This window comes from Pandoraea sp. XY-2, from assembly GCF_004193915.1.
Classification (GTDB): Bacteria; Pseudomonadota; Gammaproteobacteria; order Burkholderiales; family Burkholderiaceae; genus Pandoraea; species Pandoraea cepalis.
Map to the genome: position 1 here is coordinate 2,935,705 of NZ_CP030849.1, position 21,515 is coordinate 2,957,219.

Here is a 21,515-nt window from a genome sequence, read left to right on the forward strand (position 1 = left end):
AAATACGGCAGCGGCCGTCCCCAGGGGGAGGACGACCGCTGTAAGACCTAACCGGTTACTGCACCACGGTCGCGCCCTTGAGGCGACCGAAAGCCGTGTCGAGCAGCTGTTTGAGCTGTTCGTAGTGCTTGGCGTAGTAGCCCGCGGCAGGCGAGGCCGAAGCCGCGCGACCCGCGTAAGCCAGCTTCTGACCGGCGCTCATGCTTTCGATCAGGTGGTGTTCGATGTAGAACCACGGACCTTGATTTTGCGGCTCGTCCTGGGCCCACACCACTTCGGTAAGGTTTTCGTATTTCTTCAGTTCGTTCTCGAACGCCTTGTGCGGGAACGGATAGAGCTGTTCCACACGCACGATCGCGACGTCGGTCGACTTGTCTTCACGACGGCGAGCGATCAGGTCGTAGTACAGGCGGCCCGAGCAGGCCACGACGCGCTTGACCTTCTTGGCGTCGATCGAGGCATCGGTTTCGCCGATCACCGTCTGGAATCCGCCCTTGGCGAGTTCCGACAGGTCGCTCACGGCTTCCTTGTGGCGCAGCAGCGACTTCGGCGTGAACACGATCAGCGGCTTGCGCAGCTGGCGGATCATCTGACGACGCAGCAGGTGGAAGATCTGTGCCGGCGTGGTCGGCTGGACCACTTGCATGTTCGTGTCGGCGCACAGTTGCAGGTAGCGCTCGATACGCGCCGACGAGTGCTCCGGACCCTGGCCTTCGTAGCCATGCGGCAGCAGCATCGTCAGGCCCGACACGCGGCCCCACTTCACTTCGCCGCTCGAGATGAACTGGTCGATCACGACCTGCGCACCGTTGGCGAAGTCGCCGAACTGGCCTTCCCACAGCACCATCGTGTTCGGCTCGGCCGTCGAGTAACCGTACTCAAAGCCCAGCACGGCTTCTTCGGAGAGCACCGAGTCGATCACCGTGAAGCTGGCCTGACCGTCGGCCACGTGTTGCAGCGGCACGTAGGTGCCGTCGTTCCAACGCTCGCGGTTCTGGTCATGCAGCACCGAGTGGCGGTGCGTGAACGTGCCGCGGCCCGAATCCTGACCGGTCAGGCGCACAGCGAAGCCCGACGAGACCAGCGAGGCGAAGGCCAGATGCTCGCCCATGCCCCAGTCGAGCGGCTGCTCGCCCGCGCCCATCTTGCGACGGTCGTTGATGACCTTCTCGACGAGCGGGTGAACCTTGAAGTTCGCCGGGATCGTGGTGATGCGCTCGGCCAGACGCTTGAGTTCGTTCAGCGGCACGGCCGTATCGCCGGCATCGGTCCACTTCTTGTTCAGGAACGGCACCCAGTCGACCGCGTACTTGCTCTTGTAGTTCGAGAGCACCGGATCGACGGTGTGGTGGCCGTCGTCCATGGCCTTGCGGTAAGCCGCGACGAAGGCATTGCCTTCTTCGGCCGTAATCACGCCTTGCGTGACGAGCTTTTCGACGTACAGCGCGCGCGTGCCCGGGTGTTGGGCAATCTTCTTGTACATCAGCGGCTGCGTGACCGCCGGCGTGTCCTGCTCGTTGTGGCCCAGCTTGCGGTAGCAAACGATGTCCACGACGGCGTCTTTCTTGAACTCCTGGCGGAAGTCCAGGGCCAGTTGCATGGCCAGCACGACCGCTTCCGGATCGTCGCCATTCACGTGCAGCACCGGCGCTTCGATCATCTTGACCACGTCCGAGCAGTACGTCGTCGAACGGGCGTCACGCGGATCCGACGTGGTGAAACCGATCTGGTTGTTGATGACGATGTGCACCGTGCCGTGCGTGCCGTAACCGCGCGTCTGCGCGAGGTTCAGCGTTTCCATCACGACGCCCTGCCCCGCGAATGCGGCGTCACCGTGAACTTGCACCGGCAGCACGCTGGCCGCGTCGGCTTCGCCACGACGGTCCATACGCGCCTTGGCCGAGCCTTCGACCACCGGGTTCACGATTTCCAGGTGCGACGGGTTGAACGCCAGCGACAAGTGGACCGGGCCACCGCCCGTCGAAACGTCGCTCGAGAAGCCCTTGTGGTACTTCACGTCACCGGCCGGCAGATCGTCGACGTGCTTGCCTTCGAATTCGGCGAACAGGTCCGCCGGCATTTTGCCCAAGGTGTTGACCAGCACGTTCAGACGGCCGCGGTGGGCCATGCCAATCACGATTTCCTGCACGCCCTTGGCACCGGCGTGGTGGACGAGTTCGTCCATCGCCACGATGAACGATTCGCCGCCTTCGAGCGAGAAGCGCTTCTGGCCGACGAACTTGGTATGCAGGTAACGCTCGAGGCCTTCAGCGGCGGTCAGGCGTTCGAGGATGTGCTTCTTCTTTTCAGCGGTGAAGTTGGGCGTGGCACGCACCTTCTCCAGACGCTCTTGCCACCAGCGCTTTTGCACCGGGTCGCTGATGTACATGTACTCGGCGCCGATCGAACCGCAGTACGTGTCGCGCAGCGACTTGAGCAGGTCGCGCAGGCTGGCCTGTTCGAAACCGAAGTACGTGTTCTCGGCCGAGTACACGCTGTCCATGTCCGATTCGGTCAGGTCGTAGAACGCGGGTTCCAGTTCCGGAATGGCCGGACGTTCCTGACGCTTGAGCGGGTCCAGGTTGGCCCAGCGGGCACCCAGGAAGCGGTAGGCGGCGACGAGCGACTGCACGTGCACCTGCTTGCGGGCCACGGCCAGGTCGGAGGCGCCGGCGTGCGGCACGAAGGCATTGGCCTTGGCGCGCTGGGCGAACGACTCCACGATCGGGGCGTGAGCCACGTCGTTGGCGTTGGAACCATCAACAGCGGGAACGTTTTGCAGCGCGTCGAAATACTGGCGCCAGTTGTCCGGCACGGAAGCCGGATTGTCTAGATACGATTCGTACAGTTCTTCAACGTAGGGGGCATTGCCGCCGAAGAGGTACGAGTTCGTTTGGAATTGTTCCATCAAACTCATTTTGCGCTCACCTTTTCTACGAGTGTCTCGAGAAATAGCGGGTTACGAAACCTTCCGCGACACGGCCTGACCGATTAGCGGATTGCGAGAATCAAGTGGTGCTTGGAAGGACCTGATAAATCACGGCGAGGAGCATAGCACGTTTTCCCAGCGCCCACCGACCCGGAAACCCGTCGCACGGGCACTTGCGGCGTAACCGCAGCATGCGTCGCTGGTTCGCGCTGCGCCAGCCCGCTTGCGCCTTATGTTTATATGTAAATTGGATATATAAAAATTAAATTTTATTATTTTAATTTCTAAGAACCAGCCGATATCGTGTTGAGTATCCCCTTGCCGGTCTGTCTGGGGGCGCTCGACGGGTATGCCCCGCCAAGGCGTCCGTCCAGGTCCGGCCCCTGGAGTCATGAACGACATGCAAGAGACGACACCGCTTTCCGCTCAGCAAGCCCAGATGCTCAGCCAACTGGTCGACGGCCTTTCCGGCGAGCAACTCGCCTGGGTGCGAGGGTATCTCGCGGGCATCAATCACTCTGTGCGACACGCCGGTGCGCCGGCGCCGGTCGCGGCAACGGCCGGGCCTGCCGCCCCGTCGGTGACGATTCTGTATGGCTCGCAGACCGGGCACGCCCAGGAAGTCGCCGAGCTTGCCAAGGCGCGCGCCGTCGCCGCAGGCTTCAAGGTCGATCTGTTCGCGATGGGGGATTACAAGGCCTCGCGCCTGAAGAACGACAAGTTGCTGCTCGTTGCCGTGTCGACACAAGGCGAAGGCGAGCCGCCCGACGACGCGCGCGACTTCTACGATTTCCTGCACGGCGCGAAGGCGCCCCAACTCGAAGGCACCCGCTTCGCGGTCCTCGGGCTGGGCGATTCGAGCTATGAGAAGTTCTGCCAGGCCGGCAAGGACTTCGACGCACGGCTGTCAGCGCTGGGTGCGCAACGACTCGTGCCCCGCGTCGACAGCGACGTCGACTACGACGCGCCGGCCGAGCGCTGGATCGAAGAGGCCGTCGAAGCGCTGTCGCGGGTGGCCGCCCCGGCCGCCGCGGGCAAGAGCGCCGGTATGACGGAAGGTTTCAGCCTCACCGCGCTCGCGAGCGGTATCGCACCGGCCACCGCATCGAGCCAATACAGCCGCAAGCACCCGTTCGACGCCGCCGTGATCGAGAACGTCACGCTTTCCGGGCGCGGTTCGTCCAAGGAAGTCCATCACGTCGAACTCTCGCTGGAAGGCTCGGGACTCACGTACGAGCCGGGCGACGCGCTGGGCGTGGTCGCGCAGAACGACGCGGCGCTCGTCGACACGCTGATCGACACGCTGGCCCTCGACCCGCAGGCCACCACGACGACGCAGGACAGCACACTGTCGCTGCGCGACGCCTTCCTGCGCGCCTACGACATCACAACGCTCTCGCGCGCGTTCCTCGAAAAGTACGCGGCGCTGGCGGAATCCGGCGAACTGAAGGCGCTGCTCGGCGCGGGCAACGAAACGGCACTGCGCGACTATCTCCATGGCCGCGACGTGATCGACGTCGTGCGCCAGTTCCCGGCCCGCAAGGTGAAGGCGGCCGAGTTCGTCGGCACGCTGCGCACGCTTCAGCCGCGTCTGTACTCGATTGCGTCGAGTCTGGCCGCCAATCCGGGCGCGGTGCACATCACCGTGGGCGCGGTTCGCTACGACAGCCACGGCCGCGCGCGTCGCGGCGTGGCATCGACTTACCTCGCCGACATCGCGCACGAAGGACAGACGGTGCCGGTCTATATCGAAGCGAACCGTAACTTCAAGCTACCGCAGGATAGCCATGCACCGGTCATCATGATCGGCCCCGGGACCGGCATTGCCCCATTCCGCGCGTTCGTCGAGGAACGTCAGGCGCTCGACGCCACCGGCAAGAACTGGCTCTTCTTCGGCGACCGGAACTTCCGCACCGACTTCCTTTATCAGCGAGAATGGCAACGCTATGTGAAGGACGGTGCGCTCACGAAAATCGACCTCGCGTTTTCGCGCGACACGCAAGACAAGGTCTACGTACAGCACCGCATGCGCGAACAAGGCAAGGAACTGTATGCCTGGTTGCAGGAAGGTGCGCACCTGTACGTATGCGGCGATGCCGACGCAATGGCGCGCGACGTGAACACCGCGCTCATCGACATCGTGGCGCAACATGGGGGACTGACGCCGGACGCCGCCGCCGAGTACGTGAAGACGTTGCAGCGCGAAAAGCGTTATCAGCGCGATGTGTACTGATCGCGGATGCCGCGGATTCTGACCGCGTTTCGCCGTCTACCCTGACAAAACCCGCGCGGCACCCCGCGCTGACCGATAGAGCCGAGCACATGACGCAACCCACGCAAGCCGGCGACGCCTCGACGGCGCCGCGCTCCGAAGTCGAGAAGATCAAGGACGCCAGCCACTACCTGCGCGGCACCATCGCCGAAGGTCTGGCCGACCCGCTCACCGGCGCGATCTTCGAGAAGGACGCCCAATTGCTGAAGTTTCACGGCTCCTACATGCAGGATGACCGTGACCTGCGCAGCGAACGGCAGAAGCAGAAACTCGAACCGGCCTACCAGTTCATGATCCGGCTGCGCATGCCGGGCGGCGTGTGCACGCCCGAGCAATGGCTCAAGCTCGACGATCTCGCCCAGAAGTACGGCGGCAACACCATTCGCCTGACCACGCGGCAGACGGTGCAGTATCACAACGTGCTCAAGCACCAGTTGCGCCCCCTCATCAAGGGCATCGATGAAGTCGCGATGACGAGCATTGCCGCGTGCGGCGACGTCAATCGCAACACGCTCGTCTCGAACAATCCGCACCATTCGCCCGCCCATGCCGAGGCGCTCGACTGGTGCCTGAAGATCGATCGGCACTTGTTGCCGCAGACCACGGCGTATCGCGAGATCTGGCTGGGCGACAAGCGTCTGGGCGCGGGCAAGGAGGATCACGAGCCGATCTACGGCAAGCACTATCTGCCGCGCAAGTTCAAGATCGCCATCGCGATTCCGCCGAACAACGACGTCGATCTCTACGCCAACGACCTGGGCTTTATCGCCATCGTGGGCGACGACGGCAAGCTCGAAGGCTTCAACGTGACGGTCGGTGGCGGCATGGGCATGACTCACGGCGACGCCGCAACGTACCCGCGCACGGCGACCGTCATCGGCTATACGCCGGCCGATCGCATCGTCGACGTCGCCGAGAAGGTGCTGCTCGTGCAACGCGACTTCGGCGACCGCGGCAATCGCAAGCATGCGCGTCTGAAATACACCCTCGACGACCGTGGCGTGGCGTGGTTCAAGGAAACCCTCAACCAATATCTGGGTTGGGATCTGGCGCCCGAGCGCGCGTTCGCGTTCACGACCAACGGCGATCAGTATGGCTGGCTCAAGGGCGCGGACGATCTTTGGCATCTCACGCTCTTCATCCAGAACGGTCGCGTGAAGGATTGGGACGACTACCGCCTGATGACCGGACTGCGCGAAATCGCGAAGGTGCATCAGGGCGATTACCGCATCACGGGCAACCAGAATCTGATCATTGGCCGCGTGAGCGAAGCCGATAAACCGCAGATCGACGCCCTCGTAAAGGAATACGGCCTGCTTGACGGCAAGCACCAGAGTGCGCTGCGCATCAACTCGATGGCCTGCGTCGGCTTCCCGACGTGTGGTCTGGCGCTGGCCGAGAGCGAACGCGCCCTGCCCGGGCTGGTCACTCGACTCGAGAAAGTGCTCGACGATGCGGGGCTTGCGGGCGAACCGATCACCATTCGCACGACCGGCTGCCCGAACGGCTGCGCCCGTCCGTACATCGCCGAGATCGGCCTGGTCGGCAAATCGGCCGGCAAGTACAACCTGTACCTCGGCGCGGGTTTCCACGGGCAGCGTTTGAACAAGCTGTACAAGGAATCGCTCAACGAAGATCAGATCGTGGCCGAACTCACGCCGCTCTTCGCGCAATACGCGAAGGCGCGCGATGCCGGTGAGAAATTCGGTGATTTCCTCGTGCGTCGGGGTGTGGTCAAGGCCGTCGTCGAAGCGCGCGAGGACTTCCACGGCTGAGCGCCGTCATCGCAGCCCCGTTGCAGGCACTCGCCGGCCTTGTCGACGGCACCAACGAAAACGCCACGGTCTCCCGTGGCGTTTTTTCATGATCGCGCTCAAGCGATCCTCGTCAGACGGCCCAACGTCAGTCGTTGCTGCCCGAATACGGCACCATGCAGCGCCTGACCGTCTTTTCGTAGTCGCGCGGCAGGTGGCTGCCGGGAATTTCGAAGTATTGCAAACGTGCACCGAAGCCGCCTTGCATGACGTCGACGTACGGGTTGTAGACCGCTTTGCCGTCGGCGCCCTGCCCGCGATAGACACGCACGCGGTCGGCCCCCTGACGGGCGTACGACGTCGATTCGACGTTCGGCGACAGCTCGCTCCAGCCGTGATAGATACAGTTGAGCACCATGAAGCGATCGGCCCCCGTCCCCTGGTCGAGCAGTCGTCCTGCGGCCGGATCAGGCACGCTCATCTGGTTGACCGGGCCACACCCTGCCACTCCCCCGGCCAGCACGGCCACCGCTGCCATCAGCGCCACTCGCTTCATACTTCGCCACCCTCAACTGAGCAAAAGATGGGCAATGTTACCCGGTTCGGCCCACGGCCGCCACGAACACACCCCTTCCATGCCCACGCCGCGCCGCTATCGCCCTGATTGGCGGTGACCGGCCACACCGCTCAGGCCGCCAGGGAAAGGGGCGATGATTCCACGGCATGCAAGGCTGGACGTCTTGCCGCGCCGCTCGCCTGACTTTCGTCGCCCAGTCGGAATCGCGCCATTTCCTCGCGAAGCGTATGCGTCTGATCTTCCAGCGACGCCGCCGCCGCCGCCGCTTGCTCCACCAGCGCGGCATTCTGCTGCGTGACGGCATCCATTTGCGTGACCGCCCGGTTCACCTGCTCGATGCCGCTGCTCTGCTCGTCGGACGCCGCCGAGATCTCCCCCATGATGTCCGTCACGCGCTGCACGGCTTGCAGGATGTCGTTCATCGTGCGCCCGGCTTCGGCCACCAGCGTCGAACCATCGGCCACCTTCTGCGCCGACGTCTCGATGAGTGCCTTGATCTCCCGTGCGGCCGTGGCACTGCGCTGTGCCAGCGTGCGCACCTCGCCCGCCACCACGGCGAAACCGCGGCCCTGCTCGCCGGCACGGGCCGCTTCCACGGCAGCGTTGAGCGCGAGAATGTTGGTCTGGAACGCAATCCCGTCGATCACGCCGATGATGTCCACCACTTGCGACGAACTCGTCGAGATGCCCTGCATCGTGTCGACCACCCGCGCCACCACCTGACCGCCGCGCGATGCGATATCCGACGCATTGACCGCCAGTTGGCTCGCCTGACGTGCGTTGTCGGCGTTCTGCTTGACCGTAGCCGTCAGTTGCTCCATTGACGAGGCCGTCTCCTCCAGCGAGGCGGCCTGCTCTTCGGTGCGCGCCGACAGGTCGGTATTGCCCGCCGAGATTTCGGCCGTGGCGGTTGCCATCGCATCGCAACTGCGGCGCACGCCGCGAATCGTGTCCGCGAGACGCGACTGCATCGCCTCGAGACCGCGCATGAGCGTCGACATTTCGTCCTTGCCGCGCGCGTGCACCGGATTGTCGAGTTGTCCTGCCGAAATGTGCTCGAAATGCGCCAGCGCTTCGCCAAGCGGGCGCATGATCGCGCCGCGCAGCGAGAAGTAGCAGGCGATGGCCATGAGCACGCCCAGCGCCGTTGCGCCGATGCTCAGCCAGCGGAATGCCTCCAGCTCCGCCATCGACGCTTCGTACGTGTCGTGCCCGAGCTTCAGCTTGTACGCGGCCAGCGCGTCGCTGGCCTTCGTAAGCTCGGCGTAACGCTTGGGCAGCACGTTCATCGTGATCTCGTCCATGGCCGTGCGATCGCGCGCGTCGATGGCGGTGAGCATCGGATTCATGCCCTGCTCGAAGAAGGTGGCGCGCCGGGCGGCGACCTCGTCGGCCATCCGCTGTTCCTCGGGGCCGCGCGGCAGCGCCTGGTAGGCGGCCCATGCCGTATTCGCGTCCTTGATCATGCCGCGTGCGCGTTTGGCAATCTTGTCGCCATCCGGCGATTCCGGATGCAGCACTACGCGATCGAGAATGGCGCGGGTGCGCGCAAGCGTGGCGTTGTCTTTGCCGAGCGCCACCGTGGCGGCGAGGTGGTTGGCGTACGTCTCGCGAAGCGCGTTGCCCGTGCGCGTCATGCCCGCAATGCCGAGCGCGCCCAACAGAATCAGTAACGCCGCCAACAGCGCCATCGTGATGCCGAGGCGCGCCTTAATGGAAAAGCTACGCAACATACTGTCGTCTCCGTCTTGTGTCGTGGGTTCGGGTCCCTGTACGGCCTCTGTCGGGCCGGTATTATTTATGTCATCGGCGTGGCAAGCACCCGACTTGAGCGTCCTGCGGGTATACGAGCCTCTTTCCGAGCCTTTCGCGCGCCAAGCCGATGACGTGGGAACCGGGCATGATCCTATTACATTTTTTATATATTCATTCGATATATTCGAATCATGATCGAAGGACTCGAAAAGCTTTTGGCGGCCGGCAAAGACAATGCGCTGTTGCGTTTCGGGCTCGGCAAGGCCTATCTCGATGCGCAGAACTTCCCGGTCGCGGCCGATCACCTGACCCACTGCGTGGCGTTCGATCCGGCCTATACGGCCGCGTGGAAGCTGTTGGGGAAAGCGCGACACGGCGCGGGCGATCGCGAGGGTGCGCGCGACGCGTGGACGCGTGGCATCGCCGCCGCGCAGGCGCACGGGGACCGTCAGGCGGAAAAGGAAATGACGGTCTTTCTCAAACGGTTGGGTTGACGTTGTATCGCCCGCCCGATGTCACACATCGGGCGAGTCCCCGGTTAGCGTGGTATGGTGCGGCCTGGCGGGTGAGCGGTGCGCTGGATGCGCCGGCCCCGCACAGGATCGCCGAAGCGCACCGTGGTGTCGTTGGCGAGTGGGTGAGCGCCCGAAACGCGCGTGTTCGCGCCGGGCGTGGCATACTGCTCCGATTTCGCCGCGCGGCGGGGATCCACGCAGCGCTAGGCCGGCTGGCCTGTTCCCATCCTGCAATTTTCGTTGGGTATGTCCTTGAAGCATTGTTTGCCGCCTCGTGCGCCGTCTCATTCGGCGCCTCCCAAGTCCCCCGTCGTAACGTCCCAGGCGTCGTCTGCACTCTGCGCCTCGCAGCTCGCCCCAGGTCGTCAACGCGGTTTCGGTACCCTCGCCGCCATCTTTGCCACGTTGGTAGGCTTGGCGGTCGTGGGCGCGCTGCTCGTCGGCTATGCGCTGATCGTCATGCGCCCGAACCTGCCGCCGCTGGACGTCATCACCGATTACCGGCCCAAGGTACCGCTGCGGGTCTATACGGCCGATAACGTGCTGATCGGTGAGTTTGGCGAAGAGCGCCGCAGTCTGGTCACTATCGATCAGATTCCGGACGTCATGAAGAAGGCCGTGCTCGCGATCGAGGACTATCGGTTCTACGATCACGGCGGCGTCGACTTCATCGGCATTCTGCGTGCCGGTGTTTCAGACGTGCTGCACGGCGGAGCCGCGCAGGGCGCCAGTACGATCACGATGCAGGTCGCACGCAACTTCTTCCTCTCGCGCGAGAAGACGGCCACGCGCAAGATCTATGAAATGCTGCTGGCGTACAAGATCGAGTCGGCGTTGTCCAAGGACAAGATTCTCGAGTTGTACATGAACCAGATCTATCTGGGTCAACGCGCCTATGGCTTCGCGAGCGCTGCACGCATCTACTTCGGCAAGGATCTGAAGGACATCACGCTCGGCGAGGCCGCCATGCTGGCCGGCCTGCCCAAGGCGCCTTCGGCCTACAACCCGATCGTCAATCCGAAACGCGCGAAGATTCGTCAGGAATACATTCTCAAGCGCATGCTCGATCTGGGCTACATTTCGCGCAGTCAGTACGAAGACGCCCTGCATGAGCCGATCCGCACGCGCACGTCCGGCAACGAGTACAACGTGCATGCCGAGTACGTCGCCGAAATGGTGCGGCAGGCCGTGTACGACGAATACAAGGAAGACACCTACACCCGCGGCCTGACCGTCATCACGACACTCGACTCGAAGAAACAGCAGGCCGCGTACGAAGCCGTGCGCATGGGCGTGCTCGACTACGAGCGCCGTCATGCGTATCGGGGCCCCGAGGGCTTCGTTGAGTTGCCCGCCGCGATGCCCGATCGTCAGCAGGCGATCGAAGACACACTGCTCGAACATCCCGACAACGGCGATCTGGTCGCAGCCGTGGTGGTGGCCGCCAGCACGTCTCAGGTCACGGCCGTGCCGCTCTCGGGCGACCCCGTGGTCGTCAACGGCGACGGCATCGGCTTTGCCGCGTCGGCGCTCTCGGCGAAGGCCAGCGAAAAGATCCGCATCCGTCCGGGCGCGATCATCCGTGTGATGAAAGATGCACGCGGCAAGTGGCGCATCGCACAGTTGCCGGAAGTGCAAGGCTCGCTCGTCTCGCTCTCGCCGGACGACGGCGCCATCCGCGCGCTGGTGGGCGGCTTCGACTTCAATCAGAGCAAGTTCAACCGGGCAACGCAGGCATGGCGTCAGCCGGGCTCGACGTTCAAGCCGGTGGTGTACTCGGCAGCCATCGAGAAAGGCGTGAGCCCGGCGACGATGGTGATGGACGGCCCGCTCAACCTGCCCCCCGCGCAGACCGGCGGCCAGGCGTGGGATCCGCATGACGACGACGCTTTCAGCGGCCCGATGACGGTGCGCGAAGGGCTGCAGCGCTCGAAGAACCTCGTGGCGATTCGTCTGCTGCAGTTTGCCGGCACGCAATACACGCAGGATTACGCCACGCGCTTCGGCTTCGACGCCGACAAGGTGCCGCCGTATCTGCCGATGGCGCTGGGCGCCGGGCAGACCACGCCGCTGCAACTGGCTGGCGCCTACGCGGTGTTCGCGAACGGCGGCTATCGCGTCGCCCCTTACCTGATCAGCGAGATTCGCGACGCGCGCGGCAACTTGCTCAACAAGGCCACGCCGGTGGTCGCCGGGGTGAACGCCGCCCGCGCGATTTCCGCGCCGAACGCTTACATCATGAACAGCCTGCTGCAATCGGTGGCGCAACGCGGCACCGGCGCGGGCACGAACGTGCTCAAGCGCACCGACCTGGCCGGCAAGACCGGCACGACCAACGATGCCCTCGACGGCTGGTTCGCCGGTTACCAGCATTCGCTCGTTGCCGTGGCATGGCTCGGCTTTGACCAACCCAAGACGCTCGGTAGCCGCGAATTCGGCGCGCAACTGGCGTTGCCGGTGTGGACCAAGTACATGGGCGTGGCGCTCAACGGCGTGCCTGAGCAACAAATGGCAATGCCCGAAGGAATCAGCGTCGTGAACGGCGAGCTGTATGAGTCCAGCAAATTGCCGGGCAACGGATTTGTCGCGAGCATCGGGATCGACGACAGCAGCAGCGGATTCTCGTTGCCGTTCTTCGGGAGCAATTCGCCCTCGCCTGCGGCCCCGCCGCCCGCCGAGGGTCAGCCCCCGTCGCCGGGCGGTGTCGACGCCCGCGAGAAAGCGCGCATTCTCGACATGTTCAAGCACCCATGACGCTTGGCCCGACGTCAGCCCGCGCAAGCGGCTGACGTGAGCCAGCACCGCCACAATACGCGGCCACCCAACGGGTGGCCGTTTTTCACGGTCGAGCCACTTTCCGGCCTCAAGCGCAAGAACGTACAAGCGGGCGGCCCGGCATAGCGGCTATGCTCACGCCTTTCCCGTATTCTTCTTCAACCTTTTACCTTCAGGAAAGCGCCTCCATGCTGGCTCCGACCCGTGCGGCTAGTTTTGCCGCAGGTGCCCGTGACACCCTGCCGATGATCGTCGGCGCGGCCCCGTTCGGCTTGATCTTCGGTGCGCTGGTGGCCACCACGCCGCTGGCGACGTGGCACGGACAGCTCATGTCGCTCACCGTTTTCGCCGGATCCAGTCAGTTCATCGCCGCCGGCCTTTTCGCGACGGGCGTGGGCTATCTCGTGCTGTGGGCAACGACGTTGATCGTGAATCTGCGACACATGCTGTACGCGGCCAACCTGTTGCCGCATGTGGGGCATTTGAATTTTCGGTGGCGCGCCCTGCTGGGATTCCTGCTGACGGACGAGACGTTCGCGGTGACCAGTAGTCATTTCCATCGCCACCCCGACGATCCGATGGGACACTGGTACTTCCTGGGCTCAGGTCTGTCGATGTACATGAATTGGCAAGTGTGGACGCTTGCCGGGTTGCTGTTCGGCGCCGCGTTTCCGCGACTGCAAACGCTGGGCCTCGACTTCGCGATGGTCGCCACGTTCATCGCGATCATCGTGCCGCAGATGGCCCGCATGCCGTGGGCCGTCGCGACGATCGTCGCCGGGGTGGCCGCGTACCTGTGCCACGGTTTGCCGTACAAGCTCGGCTTGCTCGTGGCCGTGGCGCTCGGCATTGCGTCCGGCATGATCGCGCTGCATGCGAAGCGTCGCGGGGGTGCGCAATGAATTATGTCGTGGCGATTGGCGGCATGGCCGCCGTCACGTTTGCCGTCAAGGCGGGAATCTTCTTGCTGGGCGACCGCGTGCGGTTTCCCGAGTGGCTGCGCGAGGCGTTGTCGTTCGTCCCTGTGACGGTACTCACGGCAATCATTGTGCCGATGACGCTCGCGCCGCATGGTAGCGGTCTCGAGCTGACGTGGCGTAATCCGCAACTCGTCGCAGCCCTCGTGGCCATTGCCGTCTGTGCCGCGACGCGTCATCAGTTGCTCACCATCGGCGCCGGGCTGGCCATCTTTTTTACGTGGCAGCTAGGGGTATTGGGCTGACCAGGCACCGCTCGCGTCATTCGCATCGTCCATGAAAAAAGCGCCTCGCATGAGGCGCTTTTTCGTGTACCCGCGCACTGTCCGTCAGGCGGTGGCAGCCCCTAGCGTGCCTGCCAGGTAATCGGCCACGAATGCATCGAAGTCGCCGACCTGCGTGCGTTCCAGTTCGGCTTGGGCTTCGAGCGACTTCCGGGCCAGTGTTTCGAAGTGCTCGACAACGCGCGCATCGAGCGGCATGTCGCGCAGCGTCTGCGCATGACGCTGGCTCTGCGCGAGCGCGAACGCCTGGAACGCGCCGCCTGACGTACCGCGCAGCGGTTCGAGCGCGGCCATCACACGCGCGGACGGCGTGAGCGACACATCCTGCACCTTGGCACGTTGCAGCGCCATCGTATGGGCGTAATGCGCTCCGCCACGCTGCAGGTCGAAGGCGGCCGCCGTCCGGTCGATGCGATCGAGCAATGTCTCGGCCCAATCGAACAGCGTGATCGCTTCGCCACCGCGATGCAGCACGAGGCCCGGCTTGCGGCCCTCCTTGACCACGTGAGCGAAGTTGTCGCGATTCTCGCTGTTCTCGGCGTCCGAACACGATGGGCTGTCGTCGAGCGCGCAGAACAGCAGGAAGGCGTCGATGAAGCGGGCCGTGTCGACGTCGATACCGACCGGCTGGAAGGGATCGATGTCGATACAACGCACTTCCACGTATTGCACGCCGCGACGCGCGAGGGCCTGCACCGGGCGCTCGCCGCTATACGTCACCCGCTTGGGTCGAATCGTGGCGTAGAACTCGTTCTCGATTTGCAGGAGATTCGTCGAGAGCTGAATCCATTCGCCATCGCGTTGGGTGCCGAGTGCCTCGTAGGCGGGATGCGGCTGGCTGACGGCTTGCGTGAGCGCGTCGATATAGCTGGGCAGGCAGTCGTAACAGGGCGAGACTTCGGACTGCGCGCTGTTCTGGTAGCCCAGATCGCTCATGCGCAAGCTGGTCGCATAGGGCAGACCGAGCGTGCCTTCGTCGAAAGCGTCGAGGCCGTGCTCGCGTCCGCGCAGGAATTCGGCGTGCAGCACCGGCGACGCACCGAACAGGTACATCAGAAGCCAGCTATAGCGACGGAAATTGCGAATGAGCGCGACATAGCGCGCCGACTGATAATCGCGTGCGGACTGCGTTGCGCCTTCGTGCTCGCGCAACAATGTCCACAACGGTTCGGCCAGCGAAAAATTGTAGTGAATGCCTGCGATGCACTGCATCGGCTTGCCATAGCGCAGCGCGAGACCGCGGCGATAGACATGCTTGAGCTTGCCGATGTGCGACGTGCCGTAATCGGCGATCGGGATCACCGCTTCCGGCGGCAGCGCGGGCGGCATCGAATCGCTCCATAGCAATTCCGTGCCGAGCTTGCGGTAGGCGAACTGATGAATTTCGTCCAGGCGGGCGATGACGTCGGCCGCATCGCGCTGCGGCGGCGTGATGAACTCGAGCAGCGATTCCGAATAATCGGTGGTGATCTCTTCGTTGGTCAGTGCCGAGCCGAGCGCGCGTGGATGGGGCGTCAGCGCGAGCGCGCCGTTGTCTTCGACGCGCAGGGTTTCCCGTTCGATGCCCGACAGACCTTCGCCGAGCAGCGCGAGGTGATCGGGCTGCATGATGAGCGCCAGACGCCGGTCAAGCGACGCGTGGGCGGCATGCGGCCCGGTGTGTGCAGTGTGTTCGTGTTGACGATTCTGTTTTTCCAACTTCCATCCCTCTGGACTGGCGCGATGCTTTGGCACGGCGTGAATTTGGCCTGAGCATAACTGAAAACGCCAAAGCGCGCCGGACGCCACCTCGGCCCGACATCGCAGCCTCAGCGCCTGCCTGAGCCCGCCTGCGCGAATGCCGCATTGGCGTTCCGGCATGGCACATCGATACTGACGCCATGATGAATACTCAACACCTCACCGACCTCATCCCCCTACTCTTCCTGGGGCTTGCCACCTTTGTGCTCGCGGGCTTCGTCAAAGGCGTGATCGGGCTGGGCCTGCCCACGGTGGCCGTAGGGCTGCTTGGATTGGCGATGCCGACGGCGCAGGCCGCGGCGCTCCTCATCGTGCCGTCGCTCGTGACGAATGTGTGGCAATTGTTGGCGGGGCCGCGCTTTGCCGCGCTAGCCAGGCGTCTGTGGCCGATGCTGGTCGGCATCTGCGTCGGCACATGGGCGGGTGGCGGATGGCTGGCCAACGGCGGCAACGTTGCGGGCATGGCGTTGGGCATCGCGCTTCTCGCTTATGCGGCATTGGGGCTGGCGGCGGTGCGGCTGCACGTGCCCAAGCGTTGGTCCGCCGCGCGCGTGAGCGCTCTCGGCGCGGGCATGGGTGTGGTGACCGGCCTGGTCACGGCGGCGACCGGGGTGTTCGTCATTCCCGCGGTGCCGTTCCTCCAGGCGCTTGATCTAGAGCGCGACGACCTCGTGCAGGCGCTCGGCCTGTCGTTCACCGTGTCGACGGTGGCGCTTGCCGCCGGGCTGGCGCGCGACGGCATCTTCCATGGCCATGCGATGGGCGTGTCGCTGCTGGCGGTGGCGCCCGCGCTGGGCGGGATGTACTTCGGGCAATGGGTGCGAGGGCGCTTCAGTGCGCCCGTCTTCCGCCGGTGCTTTTTCGTGGGTCTCGCCATGCTCGGTGCCGAACTGGTGATTCAGCACCTGCGCTAAGCGCAACGGTCGGCGCGGCCCGCGCGGGTCGTGCTGGTCGGGGCCACACGGCATCATCTGAGATCGCTGAAATCGACGTCCCAGAACTCCATCGCGCGGCGGCTATCCAGATCGCGCTCCGCTTCCGTGCGCCGCAGTTCGACGCGGCGAATCTTGCCGGAGATGGTCTTCGGCAGATCGCAGAATTCGATGCGTCGGATACGTTTATAAGGCGCGAGGTGATCGCGGCAGAAGCGCAGGATGTCGAGGGCGAGTTTGTCGTCGGCGTGAAAACCGGCGCGCAGGGTGATGAAGGCCTTCGGCACGGCGAGCCGCACCGGATCGGGACTTGGCACCACGCCGGCTTCGGCGACGGCCGGGTGCTTGATAAGTTCGCTTTCCAGCTCGAACGGGCTGATGCGATAGTCGGACGCCTTGAAGACATCGTCCGCGCGACCGATGTACGTGAAGTAGCCGTGCTCGTCGCGCATCGCCACGTCGCCCGTGTGGTAGTAGCCGTCGCGCATGGCGTCGGCGGTCTTCTCGCTGTCGTCCTCGTAGCCTTGCATCAAACCCGTCGGGCGTGACGACAACACGAGCGCGATTTCGCCTTCGTCGGCTTCGGCGCCGTCGTGATCGAGCAGTACGACGCGATAGCCTGGCATGGGGCGCCCCATCGACCCCGCCTTGACGGGCTGCCCCGGCGAGTTGCCGATCTGGCAACAGGTTTCGGTCTGACCATAGCCGTCGCGAATCGTGATGTGCCAGGCGCGTTTGACCTGGTCGATCACTTCGGGATTGAGCGGCTCGCCCGCGCCGATCAGTTCACGGAATTTCACCGCGTGGCGCTTGAGATCTTCCTGAATCATCATGCGCCAGACGGTGGGCGGCGCACACAACGTCGTGACGCCGCAACGCGTGGCCGTCTCCAGCGCGGCACGCGCATCGAAGCGCGAGAAGTTGTAGACGAAGATGGTGGCCCCCGCGTTCCACGGCGCGAAAAAGCAGCTCCACGCGTGCTTCGCCCAGCCTGGCGAGCTGATGTTCCAGTGGATATCGCCGGGTTGTAGACCAAGCCAGTACATCGTGGCGAGATGACCGACCGGATAGCTCTGGTGCGTGTGCAGCACGAGCTTCGGGCGCGACGTGGTCCCGGACGTGAAGTAGAGCAGCAATGGATCGATCGCGAGCGTGGCGCCGTCGGGGGTGAATCGATCTGAGGCTTGATAGGCGGGCGCGAGGGGCGTCCACCCTTCGGGCGGGTTGTCGCCGACGGCGATGCGCCGATAGTCGCCGGGCAAGGCGGCGAACTTGACGGCATCGCGCGCGGTGGTGACGACGTGGCGCACGCGGCCGCGTTCGAGCCGGTCGGCGAGGTCGCCGGCGGCGAGCAAGGTGGTCGCGGGAATCATGACGGCGCCGAGCTTCATGCAGGCGAGCATGAGGTCCCAGAGTTCAACCTGATTAGGCAGCATGAGCAATACGCGGTCACCGCGCGACACGCCTTGCTCGCGAAGGAAGTTGGCGACGCGATTCGAGCGTAGGGACATCTCGGCGAATGACAGCCGCGCCTCGCGTCCGTCTTCCTCGACGACCCAGAGGGCCGCACGGTCGTTGCCCTGGGCTTGCGGGTCGAAGAAATCCAGCGCCCAATTGAAATGCGAGAGGACGGGCCAACGGAAATCACGGTACGCCACGTCGTAGTGGGCACGCTGGGCGAGCAGCAGATCGCGCGCGGCCTCGAATCCCAGGTTTTGCGGCATCGCTTGTCTCCGAGACCTGTCGGGCAGGATTAGGCAGAATTCCATTATCGTGAGGCCCCCGAATGCAACATTCGGGATAACCATCATGGGGTTTCGCCAATCCTTGATATCGCGCCGTGAGTGGCAGGCGCAAAAAATATGCGTCCGATACGCACGTCCTCTTTCATTCTCGCGGAAAGCTCTGCTATACTCGCATTCTTTCGAGCAATGCATCTAGACGACGCATTTCTCACGGGGCGTAGCGCAGCCTGGTAGCGTACCTGCATGGGGTGCAGGTGGTCGGAGGTTCAAATCCTCTCGCCCCGACCAGAATAGAACCCGCACAGTCTTTGGCTGTGCGGGTTTTTTGTTGGGCTCGTATTGTCCATGCCGAGCGAAAATGCGTCATCTATCCGACAGCGTTTTCATCGCCCCCTGATGTCTGCCCACCGCTCGACGACGCTCAGCGCGGCATTCTTCTCTCCTAAAGATCAAGCGTCAGCGACTCGCCATTGCAGCCCGACACGCATACGGTCATCACCGCCTTGCTCGCACGCTCACTCGCACTCAACACCGTGTCCCGATGGTCCGGCTCGCCAGAGAGCACACGCGTCTTGCACGCGCCGCACACGCCTTGCTTGCAACCGTGCTGGACTTCGATGCCAGCATCGAGAAGCGTTTGCAGCAGCGTGTTGCCGGGGGCGACCTCGAGACTGCGTCCCGAGCGCTTCAGCTCGACCCTGTAAGGCGACGTCGACTGCGCAAGCGCACCCCGCGCGACGAATCGCTCAAGGTGCACCTGCGTAAGCCCGAGCGCGTTGCTGAGGCGCTCGAAATCGTCGAGCATCGCGGTCGGCCCGCAGGCATAGAAATGCGCGTCGCCGCGCCGGGACGCAAGAAATTGTGCGAGATCCACACGCTCATCCTGCTCGTCATCGAAATGCCACTTGACCTGGATTCCGAGCGAGTCGATCTCTTCGACGAATGCCGCCTCGCGACGCGAACGCGCACAGTAAAGTAACTCGATCGAATGTCCGAGACCGCACAGTCGCCGAGCCATCGACAGAATCGGCGTGATACCGATTCCCCCCGCAATCAGCACGGTATGGAGCGCGTCTTCGTGCAATCGAAAATTGTTGCGGGGCCTCGATATTTCGATCTCCGCGCCAACCCGCAACTGTTCGTGCACATAACGAGATCCACCGCGGCTGTCTTCGACCTTGAGCACACCGATCACATATCTGTCGTTGTCTTCTGCGGCGTTGCACAGCGAATAGCTGCGCATCATCCCATTGGGCAGATAAAGATCAATGTGCGAACCGGCGTCGAAGGCCGGGAACATCGAGCCTCGCGGCGGTCGTAACTCAATGCTGATAACGCGCTGCGCCTCATGGCGAATTGCTTGGACCGTCGCTCGCAATTTCGCCGTTTCGGGCTTTTTGCGCACGCGCGGCGGATGGTAGACCACGAGCATCTCCAACGTCGAATTGCCGAGATTGCGAAACGAATGCGGCACGCCCGCAGAAATCGGACTCACCGAGCCCGCCGTCACCGCCTTTACCTCTTCACCGACGGTGACTTCGCCGTGCCCGGACAACACGTAGAACAGATGCGCGTGCGGCTCGACGTGCGTCGGTGAGAATCCGCCGGGGCCAATCGACGTCAGCTCGATGCTGTATGCGTTGCCGGCATACATCGTGTCGGTTATGGCCTTATACCCGGACCGGTTGATAAACAATCCGGTCAGCGGAACCCACGGTACATCATCCACATGCCACGTGACCGGCGCTTGCATGGTCGTCGCGCCGGACGGCGGGCTTTCGCGCATGGCGACACTCATTTTTTCTCCTCCAGAATGGGCTCGTGCTGTTCAATGCACCTGAGCCTTGATTCAGAACGACTGAACTCCGCGCGCGTATCGAGCGAAGCACATGCGGGGTGTAGGAACGTGGCTATACTCGATTCGTTCCAGCATCCCTATACGGATACTAGATATCGCAACGATCATTGATCAAGATTGATTTTCAGAATCGACATGAAGAAGCAAAACGACTTTCTGACCCGAGAAGAGGCCCTTGCGGTGCTTGGCGTCAAGGTGGCCACACTTTATTCGTATGTAAGCCGTGGGTTGATTCGCAGTGTCCCGGTCGCCGGCACAAAGCGCCACCTTTACGCGAGCGACGATGTGCAACGTTTCGCGGCACGCGGACGCGGCAGGCTGCCGCGCTCCGTCACGGCCGGAACGTCGATGCGCTGGGAGAACCTGTCGTTGCCTCATCGATTACCTTTATCGACGAGCGCGGCCCCGTCTATCGCAACCGCCGCGCGCTCGATTTGGCACAGGCGGGCGCGCCGTTCGAGGTCGTTACGCATTTTCTGATCACGGGGGTGTGGCAGGATACGCAGGCCGACTGGCCGCTCGCCGAGATACCTCCCGACACGGCCGCATTGCTTGCGTCGCACGCAAAGTCGGTGACTCCCGACGACATCGGCAATTTGATGGCCATGGTCGCCCTGTCGCTCGGCATGCGCGCAAGGGATCGGGCCGAGATGGCCGATGGCACCACGGTACAGATGGCGCGCACCATGCTTCACGCCTTCACCGGTTGCCTGGGCTTTCTTTCGACGCGCGGACGATACTGCGCGCGCAAGCCGGGCGAGTCGCTTGCCGCATGGGCACTGCGTGCGAGCGGCGCGCCGACGACGCCAAACGCCGTGCAAGCGTTCAATGCTGCACTCGTTGTCGTCGCCGACCACGAACTCGCGCCCGCCACGTTCGCGGCGCGTGTCGCGGCCTCGATAGACGCAGGTCTTTGCAACTGCATCGCCGCAGCCATCAGCGCACATGTAGGCTATTCGACGGGGGCCGTTACTGATCGCGTAGAAACCCAACTATTCGACGAGCCACACGGCGGCGTGTCGAACGCCCGCCTGGAACTCGCGCGCACTCGCGGCGCGAGCCTGTTCGGCTTCAATCACCCGCTCTATCCGAAGGGCGACCCGCGCGCCGAATGGATCCTCTCATTGGCGAGTCAGTGCGGGGATAACGAACCGGCCTTGCGCAAGACGCTTAGGTGCCTCGAACGGCTACGCGACGAGGACGGTATGACACCAGGACTTGCTCTGGCGTTGGTGCCGCTGACACGCGCGCTCCAAATGCCGCCCGGAAGTGCCACGGCATTGTGGATTCTCGGCCGCACGGCTGGCTGGTGCGCGCATGTCGTCGAACAACGCATGCAGTCCTTCATGCTGCGCCCACGCGCGAAGTACATTGCTGCAGCCCCCAACGGCGGCTGAGCACT

At 63.7% G+C, this 21,515-nt stretch carries 15 protein-coding genes, 1 tRNA gene and 2 pseudogenes; 10 read left to right on the top strand and 8 right to left on the bottom strand.

Annotation, left to right across the window (positions count from 1 at the left end; genetic code table 11):
* Nucleotides 1-55: 55 nt before the first annotated feature.
* Nucleotides 56-2,917, bottom strand: coding sequence for a 2-oxoglutarate dehydrogenase E1 component (locus DRB87_RS13240; RefSeq protein ID WP_130026233.1), 2,862 nt, complete (start codon nt 2,915-2,917; stop codon nt 56-58).
* A 403-nt stretch (nt 2,918-3,320) separates the two neighbouring features.
* Between DRB87_RS13240 and DRB87_RS13245 the strand changes: the two genes are divergently transcribed.
* Nucleotides 3,321-5,162, top strand: a complete 1,842-nt coding sequence (locus tag DRB87_RS13245; protein ID WP_130026234.1) for an assimilatory sulfite reductase (NADPH) flavoprotein subunit — start codon at nt 3,321-3,323, stop codon at nt 5,160-5,162.
* An 89-nt stretch (nt 5,163-5,251) separates the two neighbouring features.
* Nucleotides 5,252-6,976, top strand: a complete 1,725-nt coding sequence (locus DRB87_RS13250) for an NADPH-dependent assimilatory sulfite reductase hemoprotein subunit (RefSeq protein ID WP_130026235.1) — start codon at nt 5,252-5,254, stop codon at nt 6,974-6,976.
* Between the two features lie 127 nt (nt 6,977-7,103).
* Here DRB87_RS13250 and DRB87_RS13255 read toward each other — a convergent pair whose 3' ends face one another.
* The 3 genes and pseudogenes from DRB87_RS13255 to DRB87_RS24255 all read right to left on the bottom strand — a co-directional run.
* Nucleotides 7,104-7,511: a hypothetical protein gene (locus DRB87_RS13255; protein ID WP_130026236.1), complete on the bottom strand. Its 408-nt coding sequence runs from the start codon at nt 7,509-7,511 to the stop codon at nt 7,104-7,106.
* A gap of 131 nt (nt 7,512-7,642) precedes the next feature.
* Nucleotides 7,643-8,722 carry a methyl-accepting chemotaxis protein gene (locus DRB87_RS13260; protein WP_370363986.1) on the bottom strand — a complete coding sequence of 360 codons (1,080 nt, stop codon included), beginning with the start codon at nt 8,720-8,722 and terminating at the stop codon, nt 7,643-7,645.
* Between the two features lie 57 nt (nt 8,723-8,779).
* A pseudogene (locus DRB87_RS24255) lies at nt 8,780-9,223 on the bottom strand (Tar ligand binding domain-containing protein); the annotation flags it as partial.
* Nucleotides 9,224-9,478: 255 nt separating this feature from the next.
* On the opposite strand from DRB87_RS24255, the gene DRB87_RS13265 reads away from it, so the two are divergent.
* From DRB87_RS13265 to DRB87_RS13280, 4 genes are all read left to right on the top strand, one after another.
* A complete protein-coding gene (locus tag DRB87_RS13265; RefSeq protein WP_130026238.1) occupies nt 9,479-9,781 on the top strand; it encodes a hypothetical protein in 303 nt (100 codons plus the stop codon).
* 267 nt (nt 9,782-10,048) lie between these two features.
* Nucleotides 10,049-12,556: a penicillin-binding protein 1A gene (locus DRB87_RS13270; protein ID WP_240755985.1), complete on the top strand. Its 2,508-nt coding sequence runs from the start codon at nt 10,049-10,051 to the stop codon at nt 12,554-12,556.
* 209 nt (nt 12,557-12,765) lie between these two features.
* On the top strand, nt 12,766-13,479 hold the full coding sequence (locus DRB87_RS13275) for an AzlC family ABC transporter permease (RefSeq protein ID WP_130026240.1): 714 nt from the start codon (nt 12,766-12,768) through the stop codon (nt 13,477-13,479).
* Nucleotides 13,476-13,799: an AzlD domain-containing protein gene (locus tag DRB87_RS13280; protein WP_130026241.1), complete on the top strand. Its 324-nt coding sequence runs from the start codon at nt 13,476-13,478 to the stop codon at nt 13,797-13,799. The genes DRB87_RS13275 and DRB87_RS13280 overlap by 4 nt, the downstream gene beginning before the upstream one ends.
* 84 nt (nt 13,800-13,883) lie before the next feature.
* On the opposite strand, the gene gshA is transcribed toward DRB87_RS13280, so the two are convergent.
* Complete coding sequence (gene gshA, locus DRB87_RS13285; protein WP_240756308.1) at nt 13,884-15,446, bottom strand: glutamate--cysteine ligase; 1,563 nt, start codon at nt 15,444-15,446, stop codon at nt 13,884-13,886.
* Nucleotides 15,447-15,718: 272 nt separating this feature from the next.
* On the opposite strand from gshA, the gene DRB87_RS13290 reads away from it, so the two are divergent.
* The gene (locus tag DRB87_RS13290) at nt 15,719-16,492 is read left to right on the top strand and encodes a sulfite exporter TauE/SafE family protein (protein WP_130026243.1); all 774 of its coding nucleotides are present in this window, start codon (nt 15,719-15,721) and stop codon (nt 16,490-16,492) included.
* 53 nt (nt 16,493-16,545) lie between these two features.
* Here the strand turns inward: DRB87_RS13290 and DRB87_RS13295 are convergent, their stop codons facing one another.
* Complete coding sequence (locus DRB87_RS13295) at nt 16,546-18,234, bottom strand: AMP-binding protein (protein WP_130026244.1); 1,689 nt, start codon at nt 18,232-18,234, stop codon at nt 16,546-16,548.
* Nucleotides 18,235-18,466: 232 nt separating this feature from the next.
* Here DRB87_RS13295 and DRB87_RS13300 point away from each other — a divergent pair.
* Nucleotides 18,467-18,543, top strand: a tRNA-Pro gene (locus tag DRB87_RS13300).
* Nucleotides 18,544-18,697: 154 nt separating this feature from the next.
* On the opposite strand, the gene DRB87_RS13305 is transcribed toward DRB87_RS13300, so the two are convergent.
* Nucleotides 18,698-19,687 (bottom strand): ferredoxin reductase, encoded by a 990-nt coding sequence (locus DRB87_RS13305; RefSeq protein WP_130027863.1) that lies wholly within the window; start codon nt 19,685-19,687, stop codon nt 18,698-18,700.
* A 33-nt stretch (nt 19,688-19,720) separates the two neighbouring features.
* Nucleotides 19,721-20,053: pseudogene (locus tag DRB87_RS24260) on the bottom strand (cupin domain-containing protein); the annotation flags it as partial.
* A gap of 195 nt (nt 20,054-20,248) precedes the next feature.
* Between DRB87_RS24260 and DRB87_RS23655 the strand changes: the two are divergent.
* Nucleotides 20,249-20,593, top strand: coding sequence for a helix-turn-helix domain-containing protein (locus tag DRB87_RS23655; RefSeq protein WP_240756309.1), 345 nt, complete (start codon nt 20,249-20,251; stop codon nt 20,591-20,593).
* Nucleotides 20,503-21,510, top strand: coding sequence for a citrate/2-methylcitrate synthase (locus DRB87_RS13310; RefSeq protein WP_240756310.1), 1,008 nt, complete (start codon nt 20,503-20,505; stop codon nt 21,508-21,510). Before DRB87_RS23655 ends, DRB87_RS13310 begins: the two co-directional genes overlap by 91 nt.
* Nucleotides 21,511-21,515: the final 5 nt, after the last annotated feature.